Source organism: Hymenobacter metallilatus, from assembly GCF_003944705.1.
GTDB classification, from domain to species: domain Bacteria; phylum Bacteroidota; class Bacteroidia; order Cytophagales; family Hymenobacteraceae; genus Hymenobacter; species Hymenobacter metallilatus.
In genome coordinates, this window is the sequence record NZ_RWIS01000003.1 from 117,990 (window position 1) to 140,960 (window position 22,971).

At 61.7% G+C, this 22,971-nt stretch carries 17 protein-coding genes; 11 read left to right on the top strand and 6 right to left on the bottom strand.

Annotated elements, in window-relative coordinates; translation table 11 throughout:
- The first annotated feature begins 8 nt into the window (after positions 1–8).
- Both EI290_RS06055 and EI290_RS06060 read left to right on the top strand, forming a co-directional pair.
- Positions 9–1,988, top strand: a complete 1,980-nt coding sequence (locus EI290_RS06055; protein ID WP_125427745.1) for a DUF3857 domain-containing protein — start codon at positions 9–11, stop codon at positions 1,986–1,988.
- Between the two features lie 282 nt (positions 1,989–2,270).
- Complete coding sequence (locus EI290_RS06060) at positions 2,271–2,783, top strand: PaaI family thioesterase (protein WP_125427747.1); 513 nt, start codon at positions 2,271–2,273, stop codon at positions 2,781–2,783.
- Between the two features lie 173 nt (positions 2,784–2,956).
- On the opposite strand, the gene EI290_RS06065 is transcribed toward EI290_RS06060, so the two are convergent.
- Both EI290_RS06065 and EI290_RS06070 read right to left on the bottom strand, forming a co-directional pair.
- Positions 2,957–4,516, bottom strand: a complete 1,560-nt coding sequence (locus EI290_RS06065; protein ID WP_125427749.1) for a DNA integrity scanning protein DisA nucleotide-binding domain protein — start codon at positions 4,514–4,516, stop codon at positions 2,957–2,959.
- Positions 4,517–4,630: 114 nt separating this feature from the next.
- Entirely contained in the window at positions 4,631–5,422 is a 792-nt protein-coding gene (locus EI290_RS06070; protein ID WP_125427751.1) for an energy transducer TonB, read from the bottom strand.
- A 110-nt stretch (positions 5,423–5,532) separates the two neighbouring features.
- Here EI290_RS06070 and EI290_RS06075 point away from each other — a divergent pair, with 110 nt between their 5' ends.
- The 5 genes from EI290_RS06075 (at position 5,533) to EI290_RS06095 (ending at position 12,473) form a co-directional block, all read left to right on the top strand.
- Positions 5,533–5,967: a RidA family protein gene (locus tag EI290_RS06075; RefSeq protein ID WP_125427753.1), complete on the top strand. Its 435-nt coding sequence runs from the start codon at positions 5,533–5,535 to the stop codon at positions 5,965–5,967.
- Between the two features lie 38 nt (positions 5,968–6,005).
- On the top strand, positions 6,006–7,124 hold the full coding sequence (locus EI290_RS06080; RefSeq protein ID WP_148103620.1) for a hypothetical protein: 1,119 nt from the start codon (positions 6,006–6,008) through the stop codon (positions 7,122–7,124).
- Between the two features lie 36 nt (positions 7,125–7,160).
- Positions 7,161–9,056, top strand: coding sequence for a MutS-related protein (locus EI290_RS06085; RefSeq protein ID WP_125427757.1), 1,896 nt, complete (start codon positions 7,161–7,163; stop codon positions 9,054–9,056).
- 130 nt (positions 9,057–9,186) lie between these two features.
- Positions 9,187–10,155, top strand: coding sequence for a bestrophin family protein (locus EI290_RS06090; RefSeq protein ID WP_125427759.1), 969 nt, complete (start codon positions 9,187–9,189; stop codon positions 10,153–10,155).
- A gap of 194 nt (positions 10,156–10,349) precedes the next feature.
- A complete protein-coding gene (locus tag EI290_RS06095) occupies positions 10,350–12,473 on the top strand; it encodes an FUSC family membrane protein (protein WP_125427761.1) in 2,124 nt (707 codons plus the stop codon).
- 164 nt (positions 12,474–12,637) lie between these two features.
- Here EI290_RS06095 and EI290_RS06100 read toward each other — a convergent pair whose 3' ends face one another.
- The 3 genes from EI290_RS06100 to EI290_RS06110 all read right to left on the bottom strand — a co-directional run bounded on the left by EI290_RS06100 (position 12,638) and on the right by EI290_RS06110 (position 19,412).
- The gene (locus EI290_RS06100) at positions 12,638–15,130 is read right to left on the bottom strand and encodes a TonB-dependent receptor (RefSeq protein WP_125427763.1); all 2,493 of its coding nucleotides are present in this window, start codon (positions 15,128–15,130) and stop codon (positions 12,638–12,640) included.
- 437 nt (positions 15,131–15,567) lie between these two features.
- A complete protein-coding gene (locus EI290_RS06105) occupies positions 15,568–17,046 on the bottom strand; it encodes a M28 family peptidase (protein ID WP_125427765.1) in 1,479 nt (492 codons plus the stop codon).
- 155 nt (positions 17,047–17,201) lie between these two features.
- On the bottom strand, positions 17,202–19,412 hold the full coding sequence (locus EI290_RS06110) for a S9 family peptidase (protein WP_125427767.1): 2,211 nt from the start codon (positions 19,410–19,412) through the stop codon (positions 17,202–17,204).
- Positions 19,413–19,564: 152 nt separating this feature from the next.
- On the opposite strand from EI290_RS06110, the gene EI290_RS06115 reads away from it, so the two are divergent.
- Positions 19,565–20,476, top strand: coding sequence for a LysR substrate-binding domain-containing protein (locus EI290_RS06115; protein ID WP_125427769.1), 912 nt, complete (start codon positions 19,565–19,567; stop codon positions 20,474–20,476).
- Positions 20,477–20,545: 69 nt separating this feature from the next.
- On the top strand, positions 20,546–21,538 hold the full coding sequence (locus EI290_RS06120) for a YeiH family protein (RefSeq protein WP_125427771.1): 993 nt from the start codon (positions 20,546–20,548) through the stop codon (positions 21,536–21,538).
- A gap of 74 nt (positions 21,539–21,612) precedes the next feature.
- On the opposite strand, the gene EI290_RS22375 is transcribed toward EI290_RS06120, so the two are convergent.
- Positions 21,613–21,789 carry a hypothetical protein gene (locus EI290_RS22375; protein ID WP_168681432.1) on the bottom strand — a complete coding sequence of 59 codons (177 nt, stop codon included), beginning with the start codon at positions 21,787–21,789 and terminating at the stop codon, positions 21,613–21,615.
- A gap of 140 nt (positions 21,790–21,929) precedes the next feature.
- Here EI290_RS22375 and EI290_RS06125 point away from each other — a divergent pair, with 140 nt between their 5' ends.
- The gene (locus tag EI290_RS06125; RefSeq protein WP_125427773.1) at positions 21,930–22,175 is read left to right on the top strand and encodes a hypothetical protein; all 246 of its coding nucleotides are present in this window, start codon (positions 21,930–21,932) and stop codon (positions 22,173–22,175) included.
- A 38-nt stretch (positions 22,176–22,213) separates the two neighbouring features.
- Positions 22,214–22,939, top strand: coding sequence for a glutathione S-transferase family protein (locus EI290_RS06130; RefSeq protein WP_125427775.1), 726 nt, complete (start codon positions 22,214–22,216; stop codon positions 22,937–22,939).
- The last annotated feature ends 32 nt before the right edge of the window (positions 22,940–22,971 follow it).

The following is a 22,971-nucleotide window of genomic DNA, read 5'->3' on the forward strand; positions in this document are numbered from 1 at the left end:
CCCCATCCGTGACAACTACTTTCACCCAATATAGCCGGGCGCTGCTGGCGGCGGCGCTGCTGTGGCTGCCGACTACGATACAGGCCCAGAGCGGGCCGGCCTCGCTCACCTATGCCACCTATACCTGGGAGGCCAAGCGCAAACCCCTCACCATTACGCCTGCCGAGGCTAAGCAGCCTGCTATTGTGCTCCGCGACTTCCGGGTAGAAGAATTTGCCCGCGACGCCAAAAACGAGATGCACCTGTACTCGGTGGACCACCGCATTGTGCGCGTGAATACCTCCGACGGCATTGAGCAGTTCAACAAGATTTACCTGCCGGTGCAGGATGGCGGCCGCATCCTGTCTTTGAAAGCCCGCACCATCAGCCCCCGGGGCGAGATTGTGGACGTGCAGGAAAGCAACATGAAGGAGTTGAAGGATGAGGATGGCAGCCGCGGCTACAAGGTGTTTGCCGTAGAGGGCGTGGAGAAAGGCAGTGAAATCGAGTATCTGTTTACCCGGGAGCGGAGCATCAACTATTTCGGCCGGATGTACCTGCAAAGCCAGGTACCCGCCCGCGACGTGCACGTGGAACTGATTACGCCCGAGGCCCTCACCTTCGAGGTGCGCCGCTACCCCGGCAGCCTCGTGCGCGACACCGTGGTGCAGGAAAAGCGCATCAGCCGGGTGGTGCTGCACGACGTGCCCGGTCTGCGCGAAGAGGGCTTTTCCAACCTGCAGGCCCAGCGTCAGCGCCTGGAGTACAAGCTGGCCTACAATGCCTCCCAGGGCCGGGTACGGCTGTTTACCTGGGCCGCTGCCAGCCAGTTCCTGTATAACCGCGTGTACAACTGGGATAAGGACGAGCTGAAAGCGGTAGACAAGCTGCTCAAGCAGATGAACCTGCCTGCTACCCAGCAACTGCCGGCCCTGGAGAACTATCTCAAAACCAACTTCCGCCTGAACGAAGGAGCCGGCGACGTAAACCTGACTCGGGTTATAGCCTCGCACAACGCCTCCGAAACCGGCTTTGCCCGGCTGTTTGCGGCCCTGATGAGCAAACTGAATATTGCTCACGAGCTGGTGCTCACCAACGACCGGACCGAAGCGCCCTTCGACGATACCTTCGATACCTGGAACTACCTCGACCACCCGGTTTTCTACTTCCCCGGCACTAAGCAGTGGCTGGCCCCCGGCCGCCCCGACTACCGCCTGCCCCTGATTCCGGCCGACTGGACCGATAATAAGGGCCTGTTTGTGCGCCGGGTGCAGCTGGGTAGCACTGAAACGGCCGTAGGTAAAATCGGGGATATACCGACCCTGAGTGCCGAGCTGAGCCCCAACGACCTGGACATTGCCGTGCAGTTTGCGCCCAACCTCGACAAAAGCACCGTCACCATCCGCGAAACCCTGGGCGGCTACAGCGCCCAGCAGATTCAGCCTTTCTATGGGCTTATTCCGGAGGATAAGCGCCCCGAGGTGCTGCAGGGTATCATCAAAAGCAACGTGCCTGACGCCAACTTCCTGAAGCTGGACGTGAAAAACGGTGAAACCGGCCTCAACCCCTTGGAAAAGCCGTTTATTGTGGATGCTACCGTGGAGTCGGTGGCGCTGCTGGACCGGGCCGGGCCCAAGTACCTGTTCAAAGTGGGTACCCTGCTGGGGCCGCAGTCGGAGCTGTACCAGAGTGAGCAGCGGCAGTTTGATGTGGAAAACGAGTTCAACCGCAGCTATAGCCGTACCATTACCTTCGAGGTGCCGGCCGGCTACCAGGTGCGCAACCTCCAGGACCTGAACATGAACGTGACGGCCGGCCCCACCGCCAACGGCCCCGAATACCTATTCAACTCCAGCTACCAGCAGCAGGGCCAGAAAGTTACCGTCACCATCCGCGAGTATTACCGCCAAATCCGCTGGCCCAAGTCGGATTTTGAGGCCTTCCGGAGTGTGGTAAATGCCGCCGCCAACTTTAACAAAGTGGTGCTGGTGATGGAAAAGAAAAGCTAGCCAGTCATTGTTGAGCCACAGCTAAACCGCCTCATCCTGCACAACAGGATGAGGCGGTTTAGCGTGTAGAGCCCCCGGCAATTTGCGCCTGAGCGCCAGAACGATGCACGTTGGAATAGTCGTAGAGACGCGACATTTCGCGTCTCTTCATTGAACGGTGCATGGATGGTCGTTCTGACGGGAGACGCGAAGTGTCGCGTCTCTACAGCCATTCAACAACATATAAATACTCGGCATACCGAGTATTTTCTGTTCCTTGCAGGAGCTCAACTTTCCCCCGCCATGACCCCAACGCCCGCCGCCGTACCGGCCGATGCCGCCCGCCTGGAGAAATTCCGCCGCGCCATCAGCAATCCGCTCAAGCTGAAGCTGTTTATGCTGCGCCGCCTGCCCATGGCCTACCTGGCCGGCCTGCGCATTGCCGAGCTGACGACGGAGCGCGCCACCGTCACGGTGCCGTACAAGTACCTGACACAAAACCCGTTTCGCAGCATCTATTTCGCCTGCCTGAGCATGGCCGCCGAAATGGCCAGCGGCCTGCTGAGCATGATGCACGTACAGGCCGGCCCGCCGGTATCCATGCTGGTGGTAGGGCTGGAAGCAGATTTCAGCAAGAAAGCCACGGGCCTCATCCGCTTCAGCAGCCACGATGGGTCCGCCATTGCCCAGGCCATTGCTGAAAGCCGCGCCACCGGCGAAGGCCGTACGGTAACGGCTACCAGCGTGGGCGTGGATGCCGCCGGCGACACCGTGGCCACGTTCCGCATCACCTGGTCGTTCCGGGCGAAGCGGTGAGGTACGTGAAGAAACGAACGTCATGCAGAGGCGGAGCGGAGTGGAGCCGAAGCATCTCGCGTGCTGACACCAGAAAGTGTTAGTATCCTCAGTATTGACGGAAGGTTGCCGCCAACCTCAGCACGCGAGATTTCTCGCAGGCTCGAAATGATGGCCGGATATATCCTGCTTCGTTACTCCTCCCGTAGGCTTTCCTTCGTAATAACGTCCACCAGCCCATCCTCACTGACGACGATGGCCAGGCAGGGGTAGGGCGAGCTTTCAACGTAGCGGATGGCGGAGTTGTAGCGGGCTCCCCGGGTACTGGTGCCGTGGCCGCTGGCCTTCCCATCCAGAATAACCCCAATAGAGTAGCAGTAGCTTTCGGGGTCGAGGAGGACAGCGCCATCAATGGCCGTAACGAGACGGGTGATAAGCGGGGTGAGCGGCACGGGCTCAATAAGCGTGCATTGGAGCTTGAGGCGGTCGGCTTCTGCCAGAGCTTCGGTAGTAATTACCAGCAGGGTGCCGTGCTTCTGGCGGCTGGCTTCCACTACCACGTCCCAGAGGCGCTCCACCTTGGCGTTATCGGTGAGGTGGAAGGTGGTTTTCAGGTCGCGGCGGAACCGGGCGCGGTTGAGGCGGGTGCGGGGCAGGCTGGGCTGGCCGTAGTGGGCGCGCATGAGCACCTGCCCGCCGTGCTGGAACTCCCAGGCGTAGTGCGTCACAAAGTTGATGACAAACAGATCCTCCCGAGAAACATCGTACTGGCCCACCTGCCGGCCTAGGGCGTATACGTTTTCACCGTCGGCCAGCAGGCTCACATCCTGGGTGGTCATTTCCAGGAGCTTGCGTACGGCCCGGTAATCGGTGAGCGGCGTAGGGCAGGTGAGGGCAAATACTTCGGAGAGGTTGGGGTGGCCCCGCCGGGCCAGCAGCAGCTTGCCGATGCCCTCGGCCCCCTCGTAGCGCAGGGAGGAAATGGTGTTGCAGGTGGCAAACAGCTTGGCCGTGGCCGGATTCATACCCAGGTCCTGGGCGGGTGTATCCATAAACAGCTTGCCGGCCGAGCGAATAATTTCGTCGGTTTCGCGGGGGCGCACCAGCAGGCCCGAGCCCGGTTCCGGCTCGGTAAGGGACTTGTAGCACTCTTCGTGAAAACGCAGAATAGCCGACATCAGCAGGGAATAGGACAGAAAGCGTCCGTCGGTGTAGTAGCGGTTTTTCTGGAGGGTAGGGTGAGCCTGCGCCGGTTTGCGGTTCAGGCGCAGCACGGCCATTACAAAGTGCTGCTGCACCCGTACGGCCGGCCCGGCAAAATGCAGGTACTTACCCGTGGGCAGGTCGTCGAATATTTCCTGCACGGCCCGCCGTAAGCCCAATGCTGTTTGCTTGCGCTGAATCATGTCCTCGCTCATAAACTCGGCATCCGGCGACGACCAGGGCTGCAGCAGCTGGTAGTAGCGGCCCCGCGCCCGGGCTTCCCCGAAGGCGTGGGCATCGAGGCCACAGTCGGCGGGTTCCAGGCACACGGTTGCCGCCTCCGGCTCGTCGGCCTCGTCGGCGGGCAACGCCAGCAGCAGCACATAGGGGTCGAGGTCCTCATCCAGTGCCTCAAATACCCCGTTGGCAATTAGTTGAGCGGCTTGCCGGAACCGCGCCTGGTAAGGCCAGATGGAAAAGCTATCCGGCAACGGCAGGGGAGTGCCGAAGGCAACGGGAGGAGCAGCAAGCAAAGGGAGAGGAGACAGCATAGCGGGAAGGAAAGCAGGCCGCCTGCACGGCAAGGCCCGGTAGCAGCATCAGCCTATGTGCATAGGCCGACGGATGTAGAAGGAAAATATTTGAAGGCTGCCGGCCAAAAACCGCTACAGCGTGAATACAACAGGTAACACCATCTTTTGCTTCATGGGCTGGCCCTGATAAGTAGCGGGCTGCCATTTGGGGGCCGCTTTAATCAGGCGAATGGCCTCCTCATCCAGGCCGGAGCCCAGGCGTTTCACCGGCTTAATATCCGTGAGGCTGCCATCTTTCTGCACCACAAATTCCATCATCACCCGGCCCTGAATCTTTTTCTGGCGGGCCAGGGCGGGGTATTGCTGGTTTTGCTGAATCCACTCGAAAAAAGCGTCGGTGCCACCTACCGGGCGGGCGGGCTGGTCGGGTTTTACCAGCTGGGTGGTGGGGCTGGCGGCCGTGCCGCCCGCCGGTACGGCCGGGGCACTGGCGCCGGTTTCGGCCGGAATTTCAAACGTGATGGGCACCGACACCCGCTGCCGTACCACGCCGCCCCGGTGCTGGGCGGGCGTCCAGCGCGGGCCGCCCTTAATCAGCCGAATAGCTTCAGCATCCAGCTCCGGGTGAATGGGTTGGGCCACGGCCACGCTGGAAATAGAGCCGGTTTTTTCCACGACAAACGTGACGGTAACCGTGCCCTGGGCCCCGGCCTGCAGCGCCGCCGTGGGATAATGCTGGTTATCGGCCAGGTATTGGGCGTAGGCTTCCACGCCCCCTGCCGGTACGGCGGGCTTCTCCACGGCCTCGTAAATTTCGGAGGCGGCAGGAGCCTTGGGGTACTTCAGCTTCTGAGCTGCTGCCGGAGCCAGAGCGGCGGTGCCAAGTGCAGCAGTGAGGAGCAAGGAGCGGAATGCGTGTTTCATGGCAGCGGAGGAGTAACGGGCCGGGTGCCGGCTGGCACAACAACCGCACCAGCCTACGGAGCAGTTTCCAGCAGATACGGAAAGTTCGGGTTTTCGGTAGATTTGACGCTATGCAACCTGACGTAACTTCCGCTGCCCACAACTCCGGCCGTGCCCCCGAGCCGGTAGGCCTTTACCCGCACGCCCGCCGCGCAGGCAACCTCTTGTTTCTCTCGGGGGTAGGCCCACGCCAGCGAGGACAAAAGCACGTGCCCGGCGTGGAACTGGACGAGGACGGCAACATTCTGCGCTACGACTTTGAAAGCCAGTGCCACGCCGTGTTCCAGAATGTGCGCTACATCCTGGAAGACGCCGGAGCCCGCTGGGAGGACCTGGTGGACGTGACGGTGTTCCTGACCAATATGCAGGACGACTTCCAGACCTACAATCGCCTCTACGCCGAGTATTTCCGGACCAACCAACCCTGCCGCACCACCGTGGAGGTCAACCGCTTACCCACGCCCATTGCCATTGAGCTGAAGTGCGTGGCGGCGCTGCCGGGGTAGGAGGCGAAGCCGGTTAGTTATTTATAGAATATGGCTACATGAATATGTATACGAAAGCAGCCGTTGCACTGCTGCTGGCGGTGCCGGGCCTTTCTCCGGCTCCGGCTGCGCGGGCCCAGAATCCGGATACCTGGGCCAGCCTCCGTGCCGAACAGGTAACCAAATTGCAGGCCCTGACGGGCACGTACGAGGGCCAGATTGGGGGAAAATATGCCATCCGGCTGCAGCTCAGTGCGGGGGAAGCCGACACGCTGCTGACGGGCATGTACTATTATCTGTCCAAAGGGCAGCCGCTGGAGCTGAAGGGCTTCACCCGACCCACTGTACCCACCCAGGCTTTGGAGCTGCGCGAAAACACGTCGGCCACGGCGGAAGCTACCGGGTGGTTTACCATCGGCTTAGGCCAGGCCAATGAGCCGGAGGTGCTGGGCCAGTGGTTTAACGCCTCCGGCACTGCGCTGCTGCCGGTGAAGCTTCGGCGCGTGGGCGGGGCCGCCCGCCCAACGGGATTGGTGGCGCACGTAACGCCCAAAACCTACCTCAACTCGTTCCGGGTGCCGGTAGTAACGGTGCCCGACGCGGGCGTGACCCGACTGCTGGCCCATTGGTTTTCCCTGCAAAATCTGACCAATGACGACGTGGCCGGCCTCCGGCAGCAGCTGACCGAGCACAGTGGCACGCAAAGCGCCGATTATTCAGTGAATTACAATGCCCGGGGCCTGCTAAGTCTCACAGCCCAAACCGAAGGCCTGGGCGCCAGTGTCTGGTACGACAGCAAAACGGTTAACCTGGACTTGGTTTCGGGCTTCCCTATTCAATTGGCCAATGAGCTGCGGCCGGAGCTGCTGCCGCAGTTTCTGGCGGTGGGGCAGCGGAAACTGGCGGTAAAAGCCAAGGAGTGCGTGGCTGGGCAAGGTGACTTCCTGTCGGCCGAAGACCAGGCCGGGGTGCTGGGCCAGGAGTTTTCCCTGGGCAGCACTGAGGAATATACCATTGGCGCGGGCGGCCTCGTGTTCGACCACCCTGTTTCGTATGATGGCCTGTCGAATTTCGTGTGGAAAGTGTTGCAGGGTAGTTTCCCAGTGACGTTTACTTATGCTGAGCTGCGGCCCTTTTTAAAACCCGACAGCCCTTTACGGCGCCTCCTCCCGCAGTAGTGCCGTACCTTCGCCGCTTCACCCGTACCTGCTGCCGTGCCCGTTTCCGCCGAATTCCGCAAGCTTACCGTTGCCCCCGCCGAGCTGTTTAAGGAAAACCTGACCCACCACCAGGAGCGGGAGGCCTACTTTGCCGGTCGGCACCGGCTGGTGGCGCTGGTGCGGCTGCTGGTGTTCGGGGGAACCGTTGTAAGCGTGTGGGCGCTGTTTAGCACCGATGAAGTGCTGGCAGGCTTTGGCGTGATACTGGCGGCTTACCTGATATTTCTGGGCCTGGTACACTGGCACGGCAAAGTAGGCTATCAGCGGGAACACCACCGCCTGCTGGCCCAGCTTAACCAGGAAGAGCTGGCCCGGCTGGAAGGCAAGCTTGGCAGCTTCGACCCCGGCCTGCGCTACTTGGACACCCAGCACCCCTACGCCGCCGACTTGGACGTGTTCGGAACGCACTCCATATTTCAGTTGCTGAACCGCAGTACGTCCCGGTTGGGGCAGGACTGGCTGGCCAGCTGGCTGCTGGCACCGGCCGCACCGGCCACGGTGCAGGAGCGGCAGCAGGCTACCGCCGAGCTGGCCCCCGATGTGGCCTGGCAGCAGGAATGGCAGGCCCGAGCCCAGCACTTTCCGCGCCAGGAGCAGGACCCACGCGCCTTTTCCGGCTGGTTACGCCAACCCGATTTTTTCGCGGGGCGGGCGTGGCTGCTGCCGCTGATGGCGGTGTTGCCGGTGCTGAGCATTGGAGCCATACTGGCGGCCCTGAACGGGTACAGCATGGCCGTGGTGCTGCTGCTGCCTGCGGTGCTGCTGAACAGCCAGTTTGCCGCCATCCGGGCCGAGTATTACGAGCAGACCACCACCATTCGCGACGCGCTGCGGGCCGCCCACGACCAGTTGGTGCTGTTTGAGGCCGGGGAGTGGAAAAGCCCGGCTCTGCGCCGCCTGCACCGTGTGCTGCACGACACGGGCGGCACGGCCGCCGCGCAGCTGCTGCGGCGGCTATCAGGAGTGGCAGGCTGGTTTTCGGCCCGGCAGAACCCGGCCGTGGCGGGTGTACTCAATACTTTGCTGCTTTGGGACCTGTGGGGCATGTGGCAGCTGGAGCGCTGGAAGCGCCGCCTCACCGGCGGCCTGGAGCCCCTGCTGGAGGCCGCCGCCGAGCTGGATGCGCTAGTGAGCCTGGCCGCATTCCGGGCGGCCAACCCCGGCTTTGCCGAACCCGACGTAACAGCCCCGGCCCTTACCCTGGAGGCCCGGCAGCTGGGCCATCCGCTGCTGTTCGGGGGCGAGGGTGTGCGCAATGATTTCCAGACCAGCGGCCTGGGTCGAACAGTCATTGTAACCGGCTCCAACATGGCCGGTAAAAGTACCTTCCTGCGTACCGTGGGGCTAAATCTGGTGCTGGCCCAGGCCGGGGCTGTGGTACCTGCCGAGGCCCTGCGCTGTGGTCCGGCCCAGGTGTTCACGGCCATGCGCACTCACGACAATCTGGCCGAAAGCACCTCGTCGTTTTACGCCGAACTCAAGCGCCTGCGCCTGCTGCTGGACCTGACGGACGGCAGCGCTGCCCTGTCAACTGAAAGTTCAGCAACGAACAACGAACAACGACTAACAACCAACCAACCTGTTTTCTACCTGCTCGATGAAATTCTGAAGGGCACCAACTCCCAGGACCGTCACCGCGGGGCCCGGGCGCTGGTATACCAGCTGCGCCACCGCGCCGCCAGCGGCCTTATCAGCACCCACGACCTGGAGCTGGCCGCCCTGGAAACCGATTTGCCGACCCATGTGCGCAACGTGAGCTTCAACAGCTACCTGCAGCCTGATGGTACGTTGCATTTCGACTACCGGCTTACACCCGGTATGTGCCGTTCCTTCAACGCCAGCCAGCTGATGCGCCTGATGGGCATCGTGCTGGAAGAGCCCGGACTATAGCAGTAAGCAACTCAGACGGGGGGAGTCGTCGTACGTACGGATAGAATTGAGCAGTTTAATAGGAGGTTAATGTTGGCCCTTTACCTTGCCGGCCAGTTCTGCTTTCCCCTCACGCTTATTCCGTTGCTCTGTGTACATCCGCGAAAATCTCCGTTGGCATATCATTTGGAAGCTGGGCTGGAAATCCGTTGTCATTTTCACGGTGTACAGCGCCTTGATCTGCCTGATATACGGTCCCCTGAAAATTCACTCGGTGGCTATTCCGTGGCAGCCGGTAGCTACGCTGGGCACAGCCGTGGCCTTCTACATTGGTTTTAAGAATAACGGCTCCTACGACCGTTTCTGGGAGGGCCGCCAGCTATGGGGTGGCATTGTAAACAGCAGCCGCACGTCCGCCGTCCAGATTCTGGAGTTTATCACGTCCGTGGTGGACGCCCCTGGGGTAGATGCTCCCCCGGCCTCGGCCGAGGAGCTTACCCACCGCCACCGCCGTATGGTATACCGGCAAATTGCCTGGTGTAATGCACTGCGCATTCATTTGCGCCGTCAGCCGGAGCAGTGGGATGCCGCCGTGGCTCCGTTTCTGGAAGAAGAAGAATCGGAGCAGATTCGGGTGTTGGCCAATCCTCCGGCGCAGCTGATCCGGCAGCAGGCAGCTGCACTGCGCAAGCTACGCGAGGAGCGGGGCCTGCTCAATGATTTCCAGCACGTAACCATGATGAACACGCTCGAAGTGCTGTACAACCTGCAGGGCGGCTGCGAAAGAATTAAGAATACGCCTTTCCCGCGGCAGTACGCCTTTTTCAGTATGCTGTTCGTGTATTTGTTCACGGCCATTATGCCGCTGGGCCTGGTTACGGAGTTTGCCAAAATGGGCCCCCTGCATATTTGGCTGACGGTCCCGTTTTCAGTGCTGGTATCCTGGGTGTTCTCCACCATCGAAACCGTGGGCCACAACAGCGAGAATCCGTTCGAGAACAACATGAACGACGTATCGATGACGGCTATCTGCCGCTCCATTGAAATCGACCTGCGCCAGATGCTGGGCGAAACGGAGGTGCCGCCCAAGCTGGAGCCGGTGGAGGATATCCTGTACTAGCGGCTCGCCGCACTGGGTTGTTTCTGTTTATCCAGCCCGTCATGCAGAGGCGCAGCCGAAGCATGACGGGCTGTTTGCTGCCACGGCTGTCATTGTCAGGATGGGGTATACTTTCGGCAGAGGGTTGCGTTTAATGCCCAAATCTGCTTGCTTGATGGTGTGCCTGCTGCCCGCCGGCCCCCGCCGCTTCACCCATGACTGATTCCGTTCGTAAGCTTCGCTATTTTTTCACCAGTCAGGAATTTTCGGATGGCGTGCGAACCACGCTGTCCATTTTGCTGCCAGGGTTGCTGCTGGGCTGGCACGGCGACCTGGAAACGGGCCTTACTGTGTCGTTGGGGGCGGTGTGCGTGAGCTTGGCCGATTTGCCCGGGCCGCCCGGCCACAAGCGCAACGGCATGTTGGCCGCCACAGTTTTGGTAGGCCTGATGGCCCTGATAACCGGCTTTATTCAGCCGTATGCGTGGCTGCTGGGCGCGGTAGTGGTGGGCGCCAGCTTCGTGTTTACGCTGCTGCTGGCCTACGGCAACCGCGCCGGCTCCGTGGGCACGGCGGGCCTGCTCATCATGATTCTGATGCTGGATAAGCCGCTGCCGCCCGGGCAGGTACTGCCCTACGCGGGTTTGGTGCTGCTGGGCGGGCTATGGTACGCCGGTATTGCGGGCCTGCTCAACCAGATTCGGCCGCACCGGGTGGCCCAGCAGGCCCTCGGCGACTGTATCCGGGCCATTGCCGATTTTCTGCGCTTCAAGGCTGAGTTTTACCGCACCGGCACCAACCTGGAGGCCGATTACCGCCGACTGGTGCAGCAGCAGGTAACGGTGAGTGAGAAGCAGGATGCTGTGCGCGAAATCCTGTTCAAAACCCGCCAGCTGGTGAAGGATTCCACGGGCACCGGCCGCCGCCTGGTGCTCACGTTTGTCGATCTGGTGGACCTCTACGAGCAGATTACCATCACCTACTACGACTACGCCGACCTGCACCGGCGCTTTGAGGCCACGGGCGTGCTGGACGTGGTGGCCCGGGAAATTGAGGAAGTAGCGGCCGAGCTGGAAAGCATCGGGTTTGCCATTCAGGCCAACCACGGCTATACTTCCCGCCGCGACCTGCCGGCCGGACTGGAACGGGTGAAAAGCCGCATCGACGCGCTGGAAGACCCCACCCGCCCCGGCCACACCCGCATGCTCAAGAAAATTCTGGTAAACCTGCGCAACCTGGTGGGTCGCCTCCAGGATATTCTGGCCTACTTCGATGCCAGCTCGCCGGTACCGGCCGGGCGGGAGCTGGAATTCGGCCGCTTCGTCACGCACCAGAGCTACGACGTGAAAGTGCTGCGCGACCACCTGACGATGAAGTCGGGGGTGTTCCGCCACTCCGTGCGGATGCTGGTGGCCTGCCTGATCGGGTTTATCATTACCAAGCTGCTGCCCGGCCACCACAGCTACTGGGTACTCATGACGATTACCTACATGCTCAAGCCCGCCTTCAGCCTCACCAAGCAGCGCAACGTGCAGCGCGTGCTGGGCACGCTGGCCGGCGGGGTGCTGGGGGCTGGGCTGTTGTGGCTGATACCGGATCGGCAGGTGCTGTTGGGCCTGATGGTGGTGTTTATGGTAATATCGTACAGCTTCGTGCGCATCAACTATCTGGTTACCGTCACGTTCATGACGCCGTTCATTCTCATCCTGTTCAGCTTCCTGGGGTTGGGCTACGTGCAGGTGGTGGAGGAGCGGGTGTTTGACACGGTGCTGGGCTGTCTGATTGCCTTTTCGGTGGGCTACCTGCTGTTTCCGCGTTGGGAGTCCGACCAGCTGCAGGATTACTTTAAGGCGGTGCTGCGGGCCAACCTCAAATACCTGCGCACCCTGCAGGAAGTGCTCATTGGCTCGCCGGTGGCCCTTGTTGATTATAAGCTGGCCCGCAAGGAAGTGTACGTGAGTTCCGCCAACCTGGGCGCGGCGTTTCAGCGCATGATGTCGGAGCCCCGGGGCAAGCAGCACCGCCCCGCCGAGGTGCACGAGTTTGTGGTGCTCAACCACATTCTGTCGTCCAACGTGGCGTCCATCACCTCGTCGTTGCTCAACGGTGAAACCCGGCCGGCCCTGCCCGCCAGCGGACTCAAAAACTTGCGCCAAGCCCAGCAAACCCTGCACCGCAGCCTCCGTCGCCTCGATGCCCAGGAACCCGAAAACCTCCCCACCGACCTGCCCACGCCCGCTCCGGCGCACTCACCCGATGCCCAATTGGGCGAACAGCTGGAGTTCATCCAGAAAGTCAGCAGCGACATTGGCAAGGTGACGGAGGCCGTGCTGAAGTAGCCTCCTGTTATGCTTCGCCCGGCTTGACGGTCTGGCGGGTAGGCAAAATCGAGGATCAGAGGCAAATGCTGCGTGCAGCACCACCACATGAAAATCCCCGGACAACAGGAAGTTTCTTTCCTGCTGTCCGGGGATTTCGGCTTGCAACCCGTACCGGATAAACTTTACAGCTTCACGCCCACCGAGGCAAACCAGGTGCGGCCGTCGGCGGGCAGCAGGCCGGGGCCGGGGTAGCCACCCGAGCGGCGGGTAAAGTAGTTTTTATCGAACACGTTGTTGAGGCCGCCGCGCACCGTGAAGCGCTTGGCAAAGCGGTAGGTAGCCGACAAATCGGTAACGGAGTAGCCGGGTACGCGGCCGGTAGTGGCGGCGGCATTGGCGGCCACAGTGTTGTTGGCATCGGCAAACACGCTGGAAACCCGCGTGAGCTGAGCCGTGGCCGAGAGGCCCTTATGGGCGAAGGTAGCGCCCACGCGGTGCGTGTACTTGGGGGCGTACTCCACGCGGTTGTCCTTCAAATCACCTTCCTGAATACCGCCGTTGGCCAGCGTAGTGGTCAGCAGACGGGTGTAGCGGGCATCCACCAGGGCCGAGGAAACAAATACGTCCAGGTGAGGCAGCTCGAAGTTCTGGGTAAGAGCGTGAATAAGGTCCAGCTCCACGTACGCTTCCACGCCTTTGTGCACGCTGGTGCCGATGTTGGTGCGCAGCTGCTGGGTCTGGGTGCTGCTGCCGGGTACCAGCCGCCGGATGGTCCCGATGCGGTTGTCATAGTTCAGCCAAAAGGCGTCCACGTCGAAGGTCAGCACCTTGGCCCAGGTGCCCCGGTAGCCCACCTCGGCGTTATAGCCACGCGCATCCTTCAGGTTGGGGTCGATGACGTCGGACGTGGCCGGCGGGGTCAGGTCGCCGAAAGTTACGGGGCGGAAGGCCCGCGAGTAGTTGGCGTAGAGGTTGGTCTGGTCGGTCACGCGCAGCTCGGCCCCGGCCCCGTACAGGAACACGCGGCGGCGCGAGTCCTGCTTGATCTGGTTTTCCGAGCCGTCGGCGTTCAGGCTCAGGTAGCCGCGGCCTTCATTATCAATTACCTCGTAGCGCACGCCCGGCGTGAGGGTGAGGCGGGAGCCTAGGCGGAAGATATTCTCCACGAAGGCAGCGTAGTTGCGGGTGCGGAAGCTCAGGTCGCGGCCGTAGCGCGGGGCCTGCAGGTCCAGGTTGAAGTCGGAGCCGGTGTCGCCCTTGCCCTGCTGGCGGCGGCCCAGGTTGGCAGCGGCCACGCGCACGCCGGCAGCCAGCGTGTGCTCCTGGCCCAGCAGGCTGTAATCGGTGAGCAGGCGCAGCTCCGAGCCCAGGTTGCGGTACCGGTCCCGGTCGAGCTGGCGGTTGGCCGGCTGGCCGGTGGCGGGGTTCACCGCGTCGGGCTTATCCACGCCCACGCTGCTGGCCAGGCCAATGGAGTTCCGCTCGCCCAGCAGGCCAAAGGTTTTCAGGCTCAGGCGGGTGCGGTCCGAGAACTGGTAGTCGGCCGTGAAGGCCGGGATGGTCCAGGGCGTGCTGAACCAGTTGCGGCTGCGGGAGCTGTTGCGCACGTTGCCGTTGTAGAACTGGGCATCGGTGAGGCCGCCGGGCTGCTGAATTTCGTAGCCCAAGTGGCTGATTTCGGCCCCGAGGCGCAGCTTGCTGGTGGCTTGGAACTGCACGTTCACGTGGGCGTTGCGGATGTTGAACTCCGAGTTGTCGCGCCAGCCGCCGCCCAGGCGCTGCTGGTAGTAGCTAAAGTAGCTCACCTTGCCCACCGTACCGCCCAGCGAGTTGTAGGTGCCCACCAACCCATTGTTACCCACCGAGTTGCTGGTTTCAAACTCGATTTTCTTGTCGCGGGGGCCGTGCTTCAGCTCGTAGTTGAGCATGCCGCCAAACTGGGGCCCGTACTGCAAGGAGCCGCCGCCCCGGATAATCTGGATGCGGTCCACGGCTTCCAGCGGCGGGTTGTAGTAGGCCTCGGGGTAGCCGAAGGGGTCGGAGCTGATGTCCATGCCGTTCTGGCGGGTGTTGAACTCCCAGCTGCGGTTGGGCGAAAGGCCGCGGCTGGCCACGTTGATCTGCTGGCCCGAGCCGTCACTTTCCCACACCGTAATGCCGGGCACCTTGGCAAATACCTGCCGGGCCGAGTTTACTACCAGGTTGGCATCAAGCTTATCCAGCTGAATGATTTCATTTTTCTTGCCGGCCGTGAGGGTAGTACCGTCCACCTCGGGGGCGTAGCGGGTGGCTTTGGCGGCTACCGTTACACCGGCCAGCTCGCGCAGGGCTTCTTCCAGCGTGAAGCGCAGGGTGTAGGCCTGCCCGCTCTGCAGGGTAAGGGTTTGGGTCTGTGGTTTGGTGCTGAGGCCGGTTACCGTCACGGTGGCTTCGCCGGCCGGCAGGCCGTAGAGGCGGAAGCTGCCGCGGGCATCAGTGGTGGCCGAGCGGTCGGCTACGGTTACCAGCACGCCCTCCACGGGCTGGCCGGCACGGTCGAGCACGGTACCGGTGAGGGTGGCCCCGCGGCCGGTTTCACCCGGACCGTTCGAAAACGCGGGGGTAGCAGCAGTAACAGATAGTGCCGGCACGGTGGCCGTCAGCAGAGAGGAAAGCAGCAGAGAAGTAGTTCGCATAGACCAAGCTGGGGGTGGGACCCGTTTTCGGCTGCAAAAGTACCACTGTTCAGATTGATTTTAAATAGGTGATTAGAAAAAATCTAAATAAAATAACTAGAGCGGTTGGGCAGCTATTGACCTGTGGCCCGCCCAAACTGCCTCAACAAGCCCGCAGGCGCTGATTGTAGAAACGCGACACTTCGCGTTTCGCCCTTGCTAAGATAGTTTTTCCTGTCATTCCGACGGAGTAGGAACCGGGGTGTACCTCCTACTGCTTCACCCAGATTCCTCCTCCGTCGGAATGACAGTTCTAGCAAGCCGTCCTGACGACGAGGCGTAAAGTGTCGCGCCTCTGCAACCGGCGGCAGCTGTTGGCGTCAGGGGTACAGCAGAAACAACAAGGCGCTGGCCGATGCCGATGCATCAGCCAGCGCCTTGTTGCTGGGGGCTGCTACTTACCGTTCCAGCTTGAAACCCGGCTCCCGGGCGGGCGGGGCGGGGCGGTTGGCCACGGCCCAGCCGGTGAGGTACATCCACTGGGTCATGCGCAGGAGTTTGGAATAGTTGATGCGGCTGGCTTCGTCCTTGGGCGTGTGGTAGTCGGAGTGCAGCCAGGAGGTGTACATCACGGCCGGAATGCCCAGGCGGGCGTAGGGCAGGTGGTCGGAGCGGAAGTACCAGCCCTCGGGGTGGGTGGCCTTGTCCCACTCGGTATCCAGCTTGAATTTCGGGCCCTGCTGGTTGGCGGCCAGGGCCAGGTTTACCAAATCCAGGGAGTTGCGGTGGGGCGGAGTGGAGCCCAGCAGCGCGGCCGAATCAGGGGCGTTGCGGCCCATCATTTCGGCGTTCAACACCGCTACAATGCTCTTCTGCGGCACGGTGGGCTTGGCCGAGTAGTAGCGGGAACCCAGCAGGCCCCGTTCCTCGGCCCCGTGAAACACGAACAGCGCCGAGCGGCGGGCTGGTTGCTGCTTATAGGCCCGCATAATAGCCAGCAGGGCCGCGCAGCCGGTGGCGTTGTCGTCGGCCCCGTTCCAGATGGAGTCGCCCTGCACCGCCTCACGCACCCCGTCGTGGTCCTGGTGGGTGCTGAAGAGCACGTACTCGTTCTTGAGTTGGGCATCGGTGCCGGGTACAGTAGCCACAATGTTCACCGAAGGATACTGGAACGACTCGGTGCGCAAATCGGCGGTGAACTGCTGGCCGGCCTGCTGCACCCAGCTCAGGGCGCTGCTGGGCAGCAGCAGGGTAGGGGCGGTGGTCACGGCGGCCACGTTGGCGTCGCCGGGCAGGCCGTAGCGGCCCCGCTCGTAGGTGTGGCCCCAGTGCTCGTAAATGTTCTGGGCCCGGTCGTCGGATACGAACACCACGGCCACCGCCCCGGCCTTCAGCAGCTCCGCCGACTTATCGCGCAGCACCTGGCTCAGGTAGCGCCGAAAGCTCATGTCGGCCGCAGGCTGGCCGGAGAACAGCAGGGCCACGGCCTTGCCTTTGATGTCGGTTTTGGCCAGCTCGGCGGCCGTGCCGGTGCCCACGTACACCAGCGGGGCCTGCACGGCGTAGGTAGTGGGCGCAAATACCAGCGCATCGTGGTTGGGCCGCAGCTGGTGCGTGCCGATGCTCAGGCGGCTGGTTTTGGTGAGGCGGGTGCGCTGCAGGTTAAAGAACTGGAAGAAAGTGCCGTCGTCGCCGGCGGGCTGCAGGCCCAGGGCGCGCATCTTCTCGGCCAGCCACATACTGGCCCGCAGCTCATCCAGGGTGCCGCCCTCCCGGCCCCGGTACTTGTCGTCGGCCAAGGCAAACAGGTCGGCTTTGATATCAGCCTCCTTGATGGCGCTGAGGGCGTTGGCGGGTTTTTTCTGGGCCGGGGCTAGCAGGGGAGCCGCCGTCAGCAACCCAGCCAGCAGCAGCCGGCGAATGGATAGGTTGAGCATATAGTTGGTTTCTCGCAGTGATTCGCAGTGGGATACGCAGTGGTTCGGGGTGGTCGTTCACTGCGAAACACTGCGCCAACCACCGCGCGCCACTGCGTGGAAAAGGAAAGCTACACGAAAAAGCCCCGCCCACCAATGGTGGAGCGGGGCAAACCTTATTTCGTGGCTTCGGGCTTGAGCGTGCGGCCCAGCCACTCGAAGAATACCCGGTTCCACAGCACCGAGTTCTGGGGCTTGCCAATCCAGTGGCCTTCGTTGGGGAAGTACAGGAAGCGGCTCGGGATACCGCGCAGCTGGGCCGTGCCGAAGGCTTCCATGCCTTGGCCCTCGGGTACCCGGAAATCCTTGCCACCGTGAATCACCAGGATGGGAGTATCCCAGTTTTTGGCAAACAACTGGGGGTTGAACTCCTGGTAGGTGCGGGCCACGCTGGCTTTACGATTAATCTGCGCTTGGACGTCTTTCATCTTCGACTGCGCCACCAATGGATCGTTGTTGCCACTTTTATCTTCTATAGCATCCGCCATAGCATCAACAGCATCTTCTACCATGTCTGCCTTGTCTTCCTCACTCAACGGCTTGGTCGGCACTTCCCAAGGCGCGCCGCCCAAATCCTGCTTGGCGAAGAACATTTCCTCAGTGGTGGGGTACCAGCTGGTGAGGTTGTAGAGGCCGCAGTGGGCAATAAACGTCTTGAAGCGGCCCTCGTGCTTGCCGGCCAGCAGGTACACCGAGTAGCCACCGTAGCTGGCCCCCACGCAGCCCAGACGGGCCTTGTCCACGTAGGGCTCGGCACTCACGTTATCAATGGCCGAGAGGTAGTCCCGGATGGGCTGGCCACCCCAGTCGCCGGAAATGCTGTTGTTCCACTCCGTGCCGAAGCCGGGCAGGCCGCGGCGGTTGGGGGCCACCACAATGTAGCCGTTGGCCGCCAGCAGCTGGAAGTTCCAGCGGTACGAAAAGCTCTGGGTAATCGGGCTCTGGGGGCCGCCCTGGCAGTAGAGCAACGCCGGGTATTTCTTGGCCGGGTCGAAGTCGGGCGGATAGATAATGTACACCTGCATCTGCTTACCGTCGGTGGTCTTCACCCAACGGGCTTCGGTTTTGCCGGTTTTTACGCCGGCCAGCTCCTGCTCGTTGATGGTCGTCAGGGCCGTTTCGCGGCCGGTTTTCAGGTCCACGCGCACTAAATCGGCGGGCGTAGCCTGGGTGGTTTTGCTCACGATGGCCACGCCGGGGCCGGCCAGCTCGAAGCTGTTATAGTTGAACGCGCCTTTGCTGAGCTGCTGCACCTTGCCGCCCTTGGCAGGCACGCTGAACAGCTGCTCGGTGCCTTCCAGCGGGCTCACGAAGTACAGCGTTTTGCCATCAGGGCTCCAGCGCACATTGGCCGCGCTCTGCTCCGAGCCCTTGGTTACGTCCTCGCGCTTCTTGGTTTTGAAGTCATACACCACCACGCCGTTGCGGTCCGATTCAAAGCCTGGCGTGGCCATGCTCAGCCAAGCCACCTTCGAGCCGTCGGGCGAAAAAACGGGCTCCGTATCGTAGCCGCCCAGGCCCTCGCTCAGGTTCTGGGTCTGGCCGGTGCGCACGTCGTAGAGGTAGATATCAGAGTTGGTGCTTTCGGCTTCGGCCTTGCCCGTGAGCTTGCGCGAGGTATAAGCCAGCCGGTACCCGTCGGGCGCGAAGTTGAGCTGCTCGGAGCCGCCCAGCGGCTGCAGCGGCGAGTCGAACTTCTCCCCGGCCATTATATCCTTGCCGTAGCCGGTGGGCTTGCCATCGTCCCCTACGGGCTGGAAGAACACGTGCGAGGCCTTATAGTCGTCCCACACGTTCCAGTGGCGGTAGTTCAGGTCGTCGATGATTTTGGCGTCGGCCTTGGGTAGATCGGGGTACCAGTCCTGCACCGATTTGCCGGTTTTCACATCCTGGGTGTAGAGCACGAAGTTGGCTTTGGGGGCCAGCTTCAAATTGCTCAGGCCCTCGTCGGGGAATTGGCTCAGCAGCTGCTTGCCCGAGCCATCGGTATTCATTACGTACAGCTGGTCGGTGCCACTTTCCCCGCTCAAAAAGGTCAGCTTGCCATCGGGCCGCCAGTTCAGGGTGTTTTCGGAAACGGCGGGCGTGTTGGTGAGCTGCTTGGCCGCACCGCCGGCCACGGGTACCAGCCAGATGTCGGACTGGCCCTTGTTATCGGCCAGGTTGTAGCGCGTCACGGTATAGGCCACCATTTTGCGGTCCGGCGACACCTGCATTTCGCCCAGGCGGCCCAGCTTCCAGAGCAGCTCGGGCGTGTACACGCTGCCGGTTTGGGCAGCGGCGGCCAGCGGCAGCAGCGCCAGCGCAGTCAATAGGTTTCGTTTCATGTAGCGCATGCTGTAGCTTGCGAAAAAAGAATAGGTAGTGCGAGCGGCGGCCCGCTGCGGTGGGAGGGAAGACAAATGTACTCCTTCCGGTTCAGCTGCCTGCCTCGAAAGCAACGACTGTTCGCTTACCGTCAGTACCAGCACGCACCCTTATGCCCGATTTCCGACTTCGCGTGTTTCAGGCGGTGGCCCGGCACCTAAGCTTTACCCGGGCAGCCCAGGAGCTGTACATCACTCAGCCCGCCATTACCAAGCACATCCGGGAGCTGGAGCGCACCTACGGGCAGCGGCTGTTTGAGCGCCGCGGCAACCGCATCAGCCTCACTGAGGCCGGGGCCCTGCTGCTCCGCCACGCCGACGAAGTGGAACAGCTCCACCAGCACCTCACCGAGCAACTGCACAACCTGCACGGGGAGGCGGCCGGCCGCCTGCGTCTGGGCGCCAGCACCACCATCAGCCAGTACGTGCTGCCCGCCATCCTGCCCGGGTTTCAGCAACGCTACCCGCAGGTGGAGCTGACGCTGCTCAACGGCAACTCCGAGCAGATTGCCGAGGCGCTGCTGGCCGGCCAGCTCGATTTGGGCTTTGTGGAAGGCCGCTCCAAAAGCCGGGACCTGCACTACGAGCCGCTGCTGGATGATGAGTTGATTGCCGTGCGCCAGGCCACTCCAGCTGGTCCACCCGCGCAGCCCCTGCCATTGGCCGAGGCGCTGGCCCACCCGCTGGTGCTGCGGGAGCGGGGCTCAGGCACGCTGGAGGTGCTGGAGTTTGCGTTGCGAGAGCGGGGTATCCGGCTGGCCAGCCTGTCGGTAGCTTTCTATTTCGATAATACCGAGGCCATCAAAACCTACCTGGAGGCCGCCCCCCAGGCGCTGGGCTTCGTTTCGAGGCGGGCTCTTACGCGGGAGCTGGCGGCGGGGCTGCTGGAGGAAGTACCCATTGCGGGGCTGCAGCTGCAGCGGCAGTTTGAAAGCCTCTGGATTCAGGGCCAGCCGCTGCCACGGCCCGCCGAGCGGTTTCTGCGCTACATCCAGCAAGTTATAACTTTAGGTAATAACGCATAACTATTTTAGATTATTATGAGGCTTGGTGGGGCCGTACTTTTGGGTTGAAGCACCCACTTCAGCCCACCCATGAAAACCGCCCTGCCCGCCCCGCCCCGCGCTGCAGCGCCTACCGCTGTTGCCACCATTGCCCACCCCGATAAGCAGTGGCTCTCCCGTGCCGTATTTGCGGTGTTTCTGGTATTTTGCCTCACGCCCTGGGCCTCGCCGCCCGTGGCGCTGGCGCTGGGCCTGGTGCTGGCTCAAACGGTGGGCAATCCGTTTCCGAGCTTTACCAAAACGTACACGGCCAAGCTGCTGCAGTATTCCGTTATCGGGCTCGGCTTTGGCATGAATGCGTACTCGGCGGTGCAGGCCGGTCGGCAGGGCATCCTGTTCACGGTTTGTTCCATTTTCGGTACGCTGCTGCTGGGTTACGTGGCCGGGCGCTGGCTGAAGCTGGGGCGTCACCTCACCCACCTCATTTCCTGCGGCACTGCTATTTGCGGCGGTTCGGCCATTGCGGCGGTGGGGCCGGTAGTACGCGCCAAGGATGAGGAAATGTCGGTGGCGCTGGCCACGGTGTTCGTGCTGAATGCGTTGGCGCTGTTCCTTTTTCCGGCCGTTGGGCACGCCTTCAACCTCTCGCAGCAGCAGTTCGGGCTATGGTGCGCCATTGCCATTCATGATACTTCCTCAGTAGTGGGAGCCGCCGCTGCCTACGGCAAGGAGGCACTGGATATTGCCACCACCGTGAAGCTGGCCCGCGCCCTCTGGATTATTCCAGTGGCGCTGGGTACGGCTCTGGCCTTCCGGCAGAAGGACGTGAAGGTGAAAATTCCCTGGTTTATTGTGGGTTTCATTGGGGCCATGCTGCTCAATACCTACGTGCTGGCTACGCACTATGTGGGCCCCTGGCTGGTGCAGGCGGCCCGGCTGGGCCTTACCGTTACGCTGTTCTTTATCGGGGCCGGACTTTCCCTGAACGCCATTAAATCAGTAGGGGCGAAGCCGTTTGGCTTGGGCGTGCTGCTGTGGCTGGTTATTTCATCGGTGTCCCTGTACGTTATTCTGCACACGTAGAGCCAGGCCATACGCCAAACCAGAACAGCCCTGCCGGACACTCCGGCAGGGCTGTTCTGGTTGATGCATTCAGGTTAGTTCTTGCGGCCCGAGCCGCTTTTCTTCCCGCCACCGTCTTGTTTGTTGACGGTGGCCCAGGCGCGTTTTTCGGCTTCTTCTTCCGAAACGCCGCGCTTCTCGTAGCTCTCTTCAATGTGCTCAGCCTGCCGTTTCTGCTTGTCGGTGTAGGCCGATTTATCTCCCTGTGGCATGATGCGAGTCAGGTGAAAGGTGAAACATAGAGGATACTACCCGGCAATACGCGGGCCCGCCGAGGGTGTTATGCTGAGCTTGCGGGCGGGGTTGCGGGCAGCTGCGTATCTTCGTCCCGCTCATTTATCCCGCTTCTGCTATGCGTCAGCTCGCCATTATTCCTCATCCGGAGGCCAAAATCACTTTGTTCAGCTGGAACGGGAAATACCTGATCAAGCTGGAGAAAGGCTCGTTGGAACAAACCTACAAAGTGAGTGAGCTGGACCTGACCAGCGAAGCCGATGTGCATCTGCTGCTCGACGAGGAATTTATTGGGTCGGCCGTGCAGCGGTTCCGGTTAATGCAGCAGGACCTACAGGCGGCCTTTGACCGGCATGGTATCTGATATGCTTTGGAGACTCTCATTCTAACTCTTCCACGCACATGAAACAGTTCTCCTTTTTTCTGCTCACCCTTGTTGCTCTGCTGGCCTCATTGCCCACCCGGGCCCAACTCTATGAGGTGCGCAGCAGCAGCGTCAACTTCGAGAAAAAAGAGCGGGAGGCCTTTAAAGTACAGATTGACGGCACCGCTCAATGGACGCGCGACTTCTGGCAGAGCTGGCTCAAAGACACCTACAACATCAGGCTGAAGGGAGATGGAGTGTTTGGCGTAGGTAAAAAAGATGTGCTGGCGGCTAAGCAGGTACCCATGTCCAGCATCAGCGGCAAGTTACTGGACCTGTACTCCACCGTTACAGCCCCGTCCGATACGGTGGCCGAGCTGTCGGTGTGGGCCGCTATGGGGCCCGATTCGTTTTTGTCGGCGGCCGGCACTCCCTCGGAATTCAGCTCCCTGCGCAACATTGTGCAGAGCTTTGCTGCCGCTGCCCGCCTGAAAGCCTACCGTGAGCAGATTGCCGAAGCTGAAAAGCAGGTGGCCGCGGCTGAAAAAGAGAAAGATAAGCTGGAGAAGGAGCGGGTGAGCCTGGCCGCCAACACCAAAGCCAACCTGGAGAAAATCGAGCAGCTCAAAAAGCAAAATATCGACAACAAGCTCAAATCGGCCGAAGACTCGGTGAAGCTGCTCGACAACGTGCGCCTGCGGGAAGTACGTAAACAGCAACTGGAGCGGCGCCGTGCCCGTCTCACCAACCTCGACCGTAAATAACGCGCCTCCCGCCTCCCTTTCGGGCGGCTTTC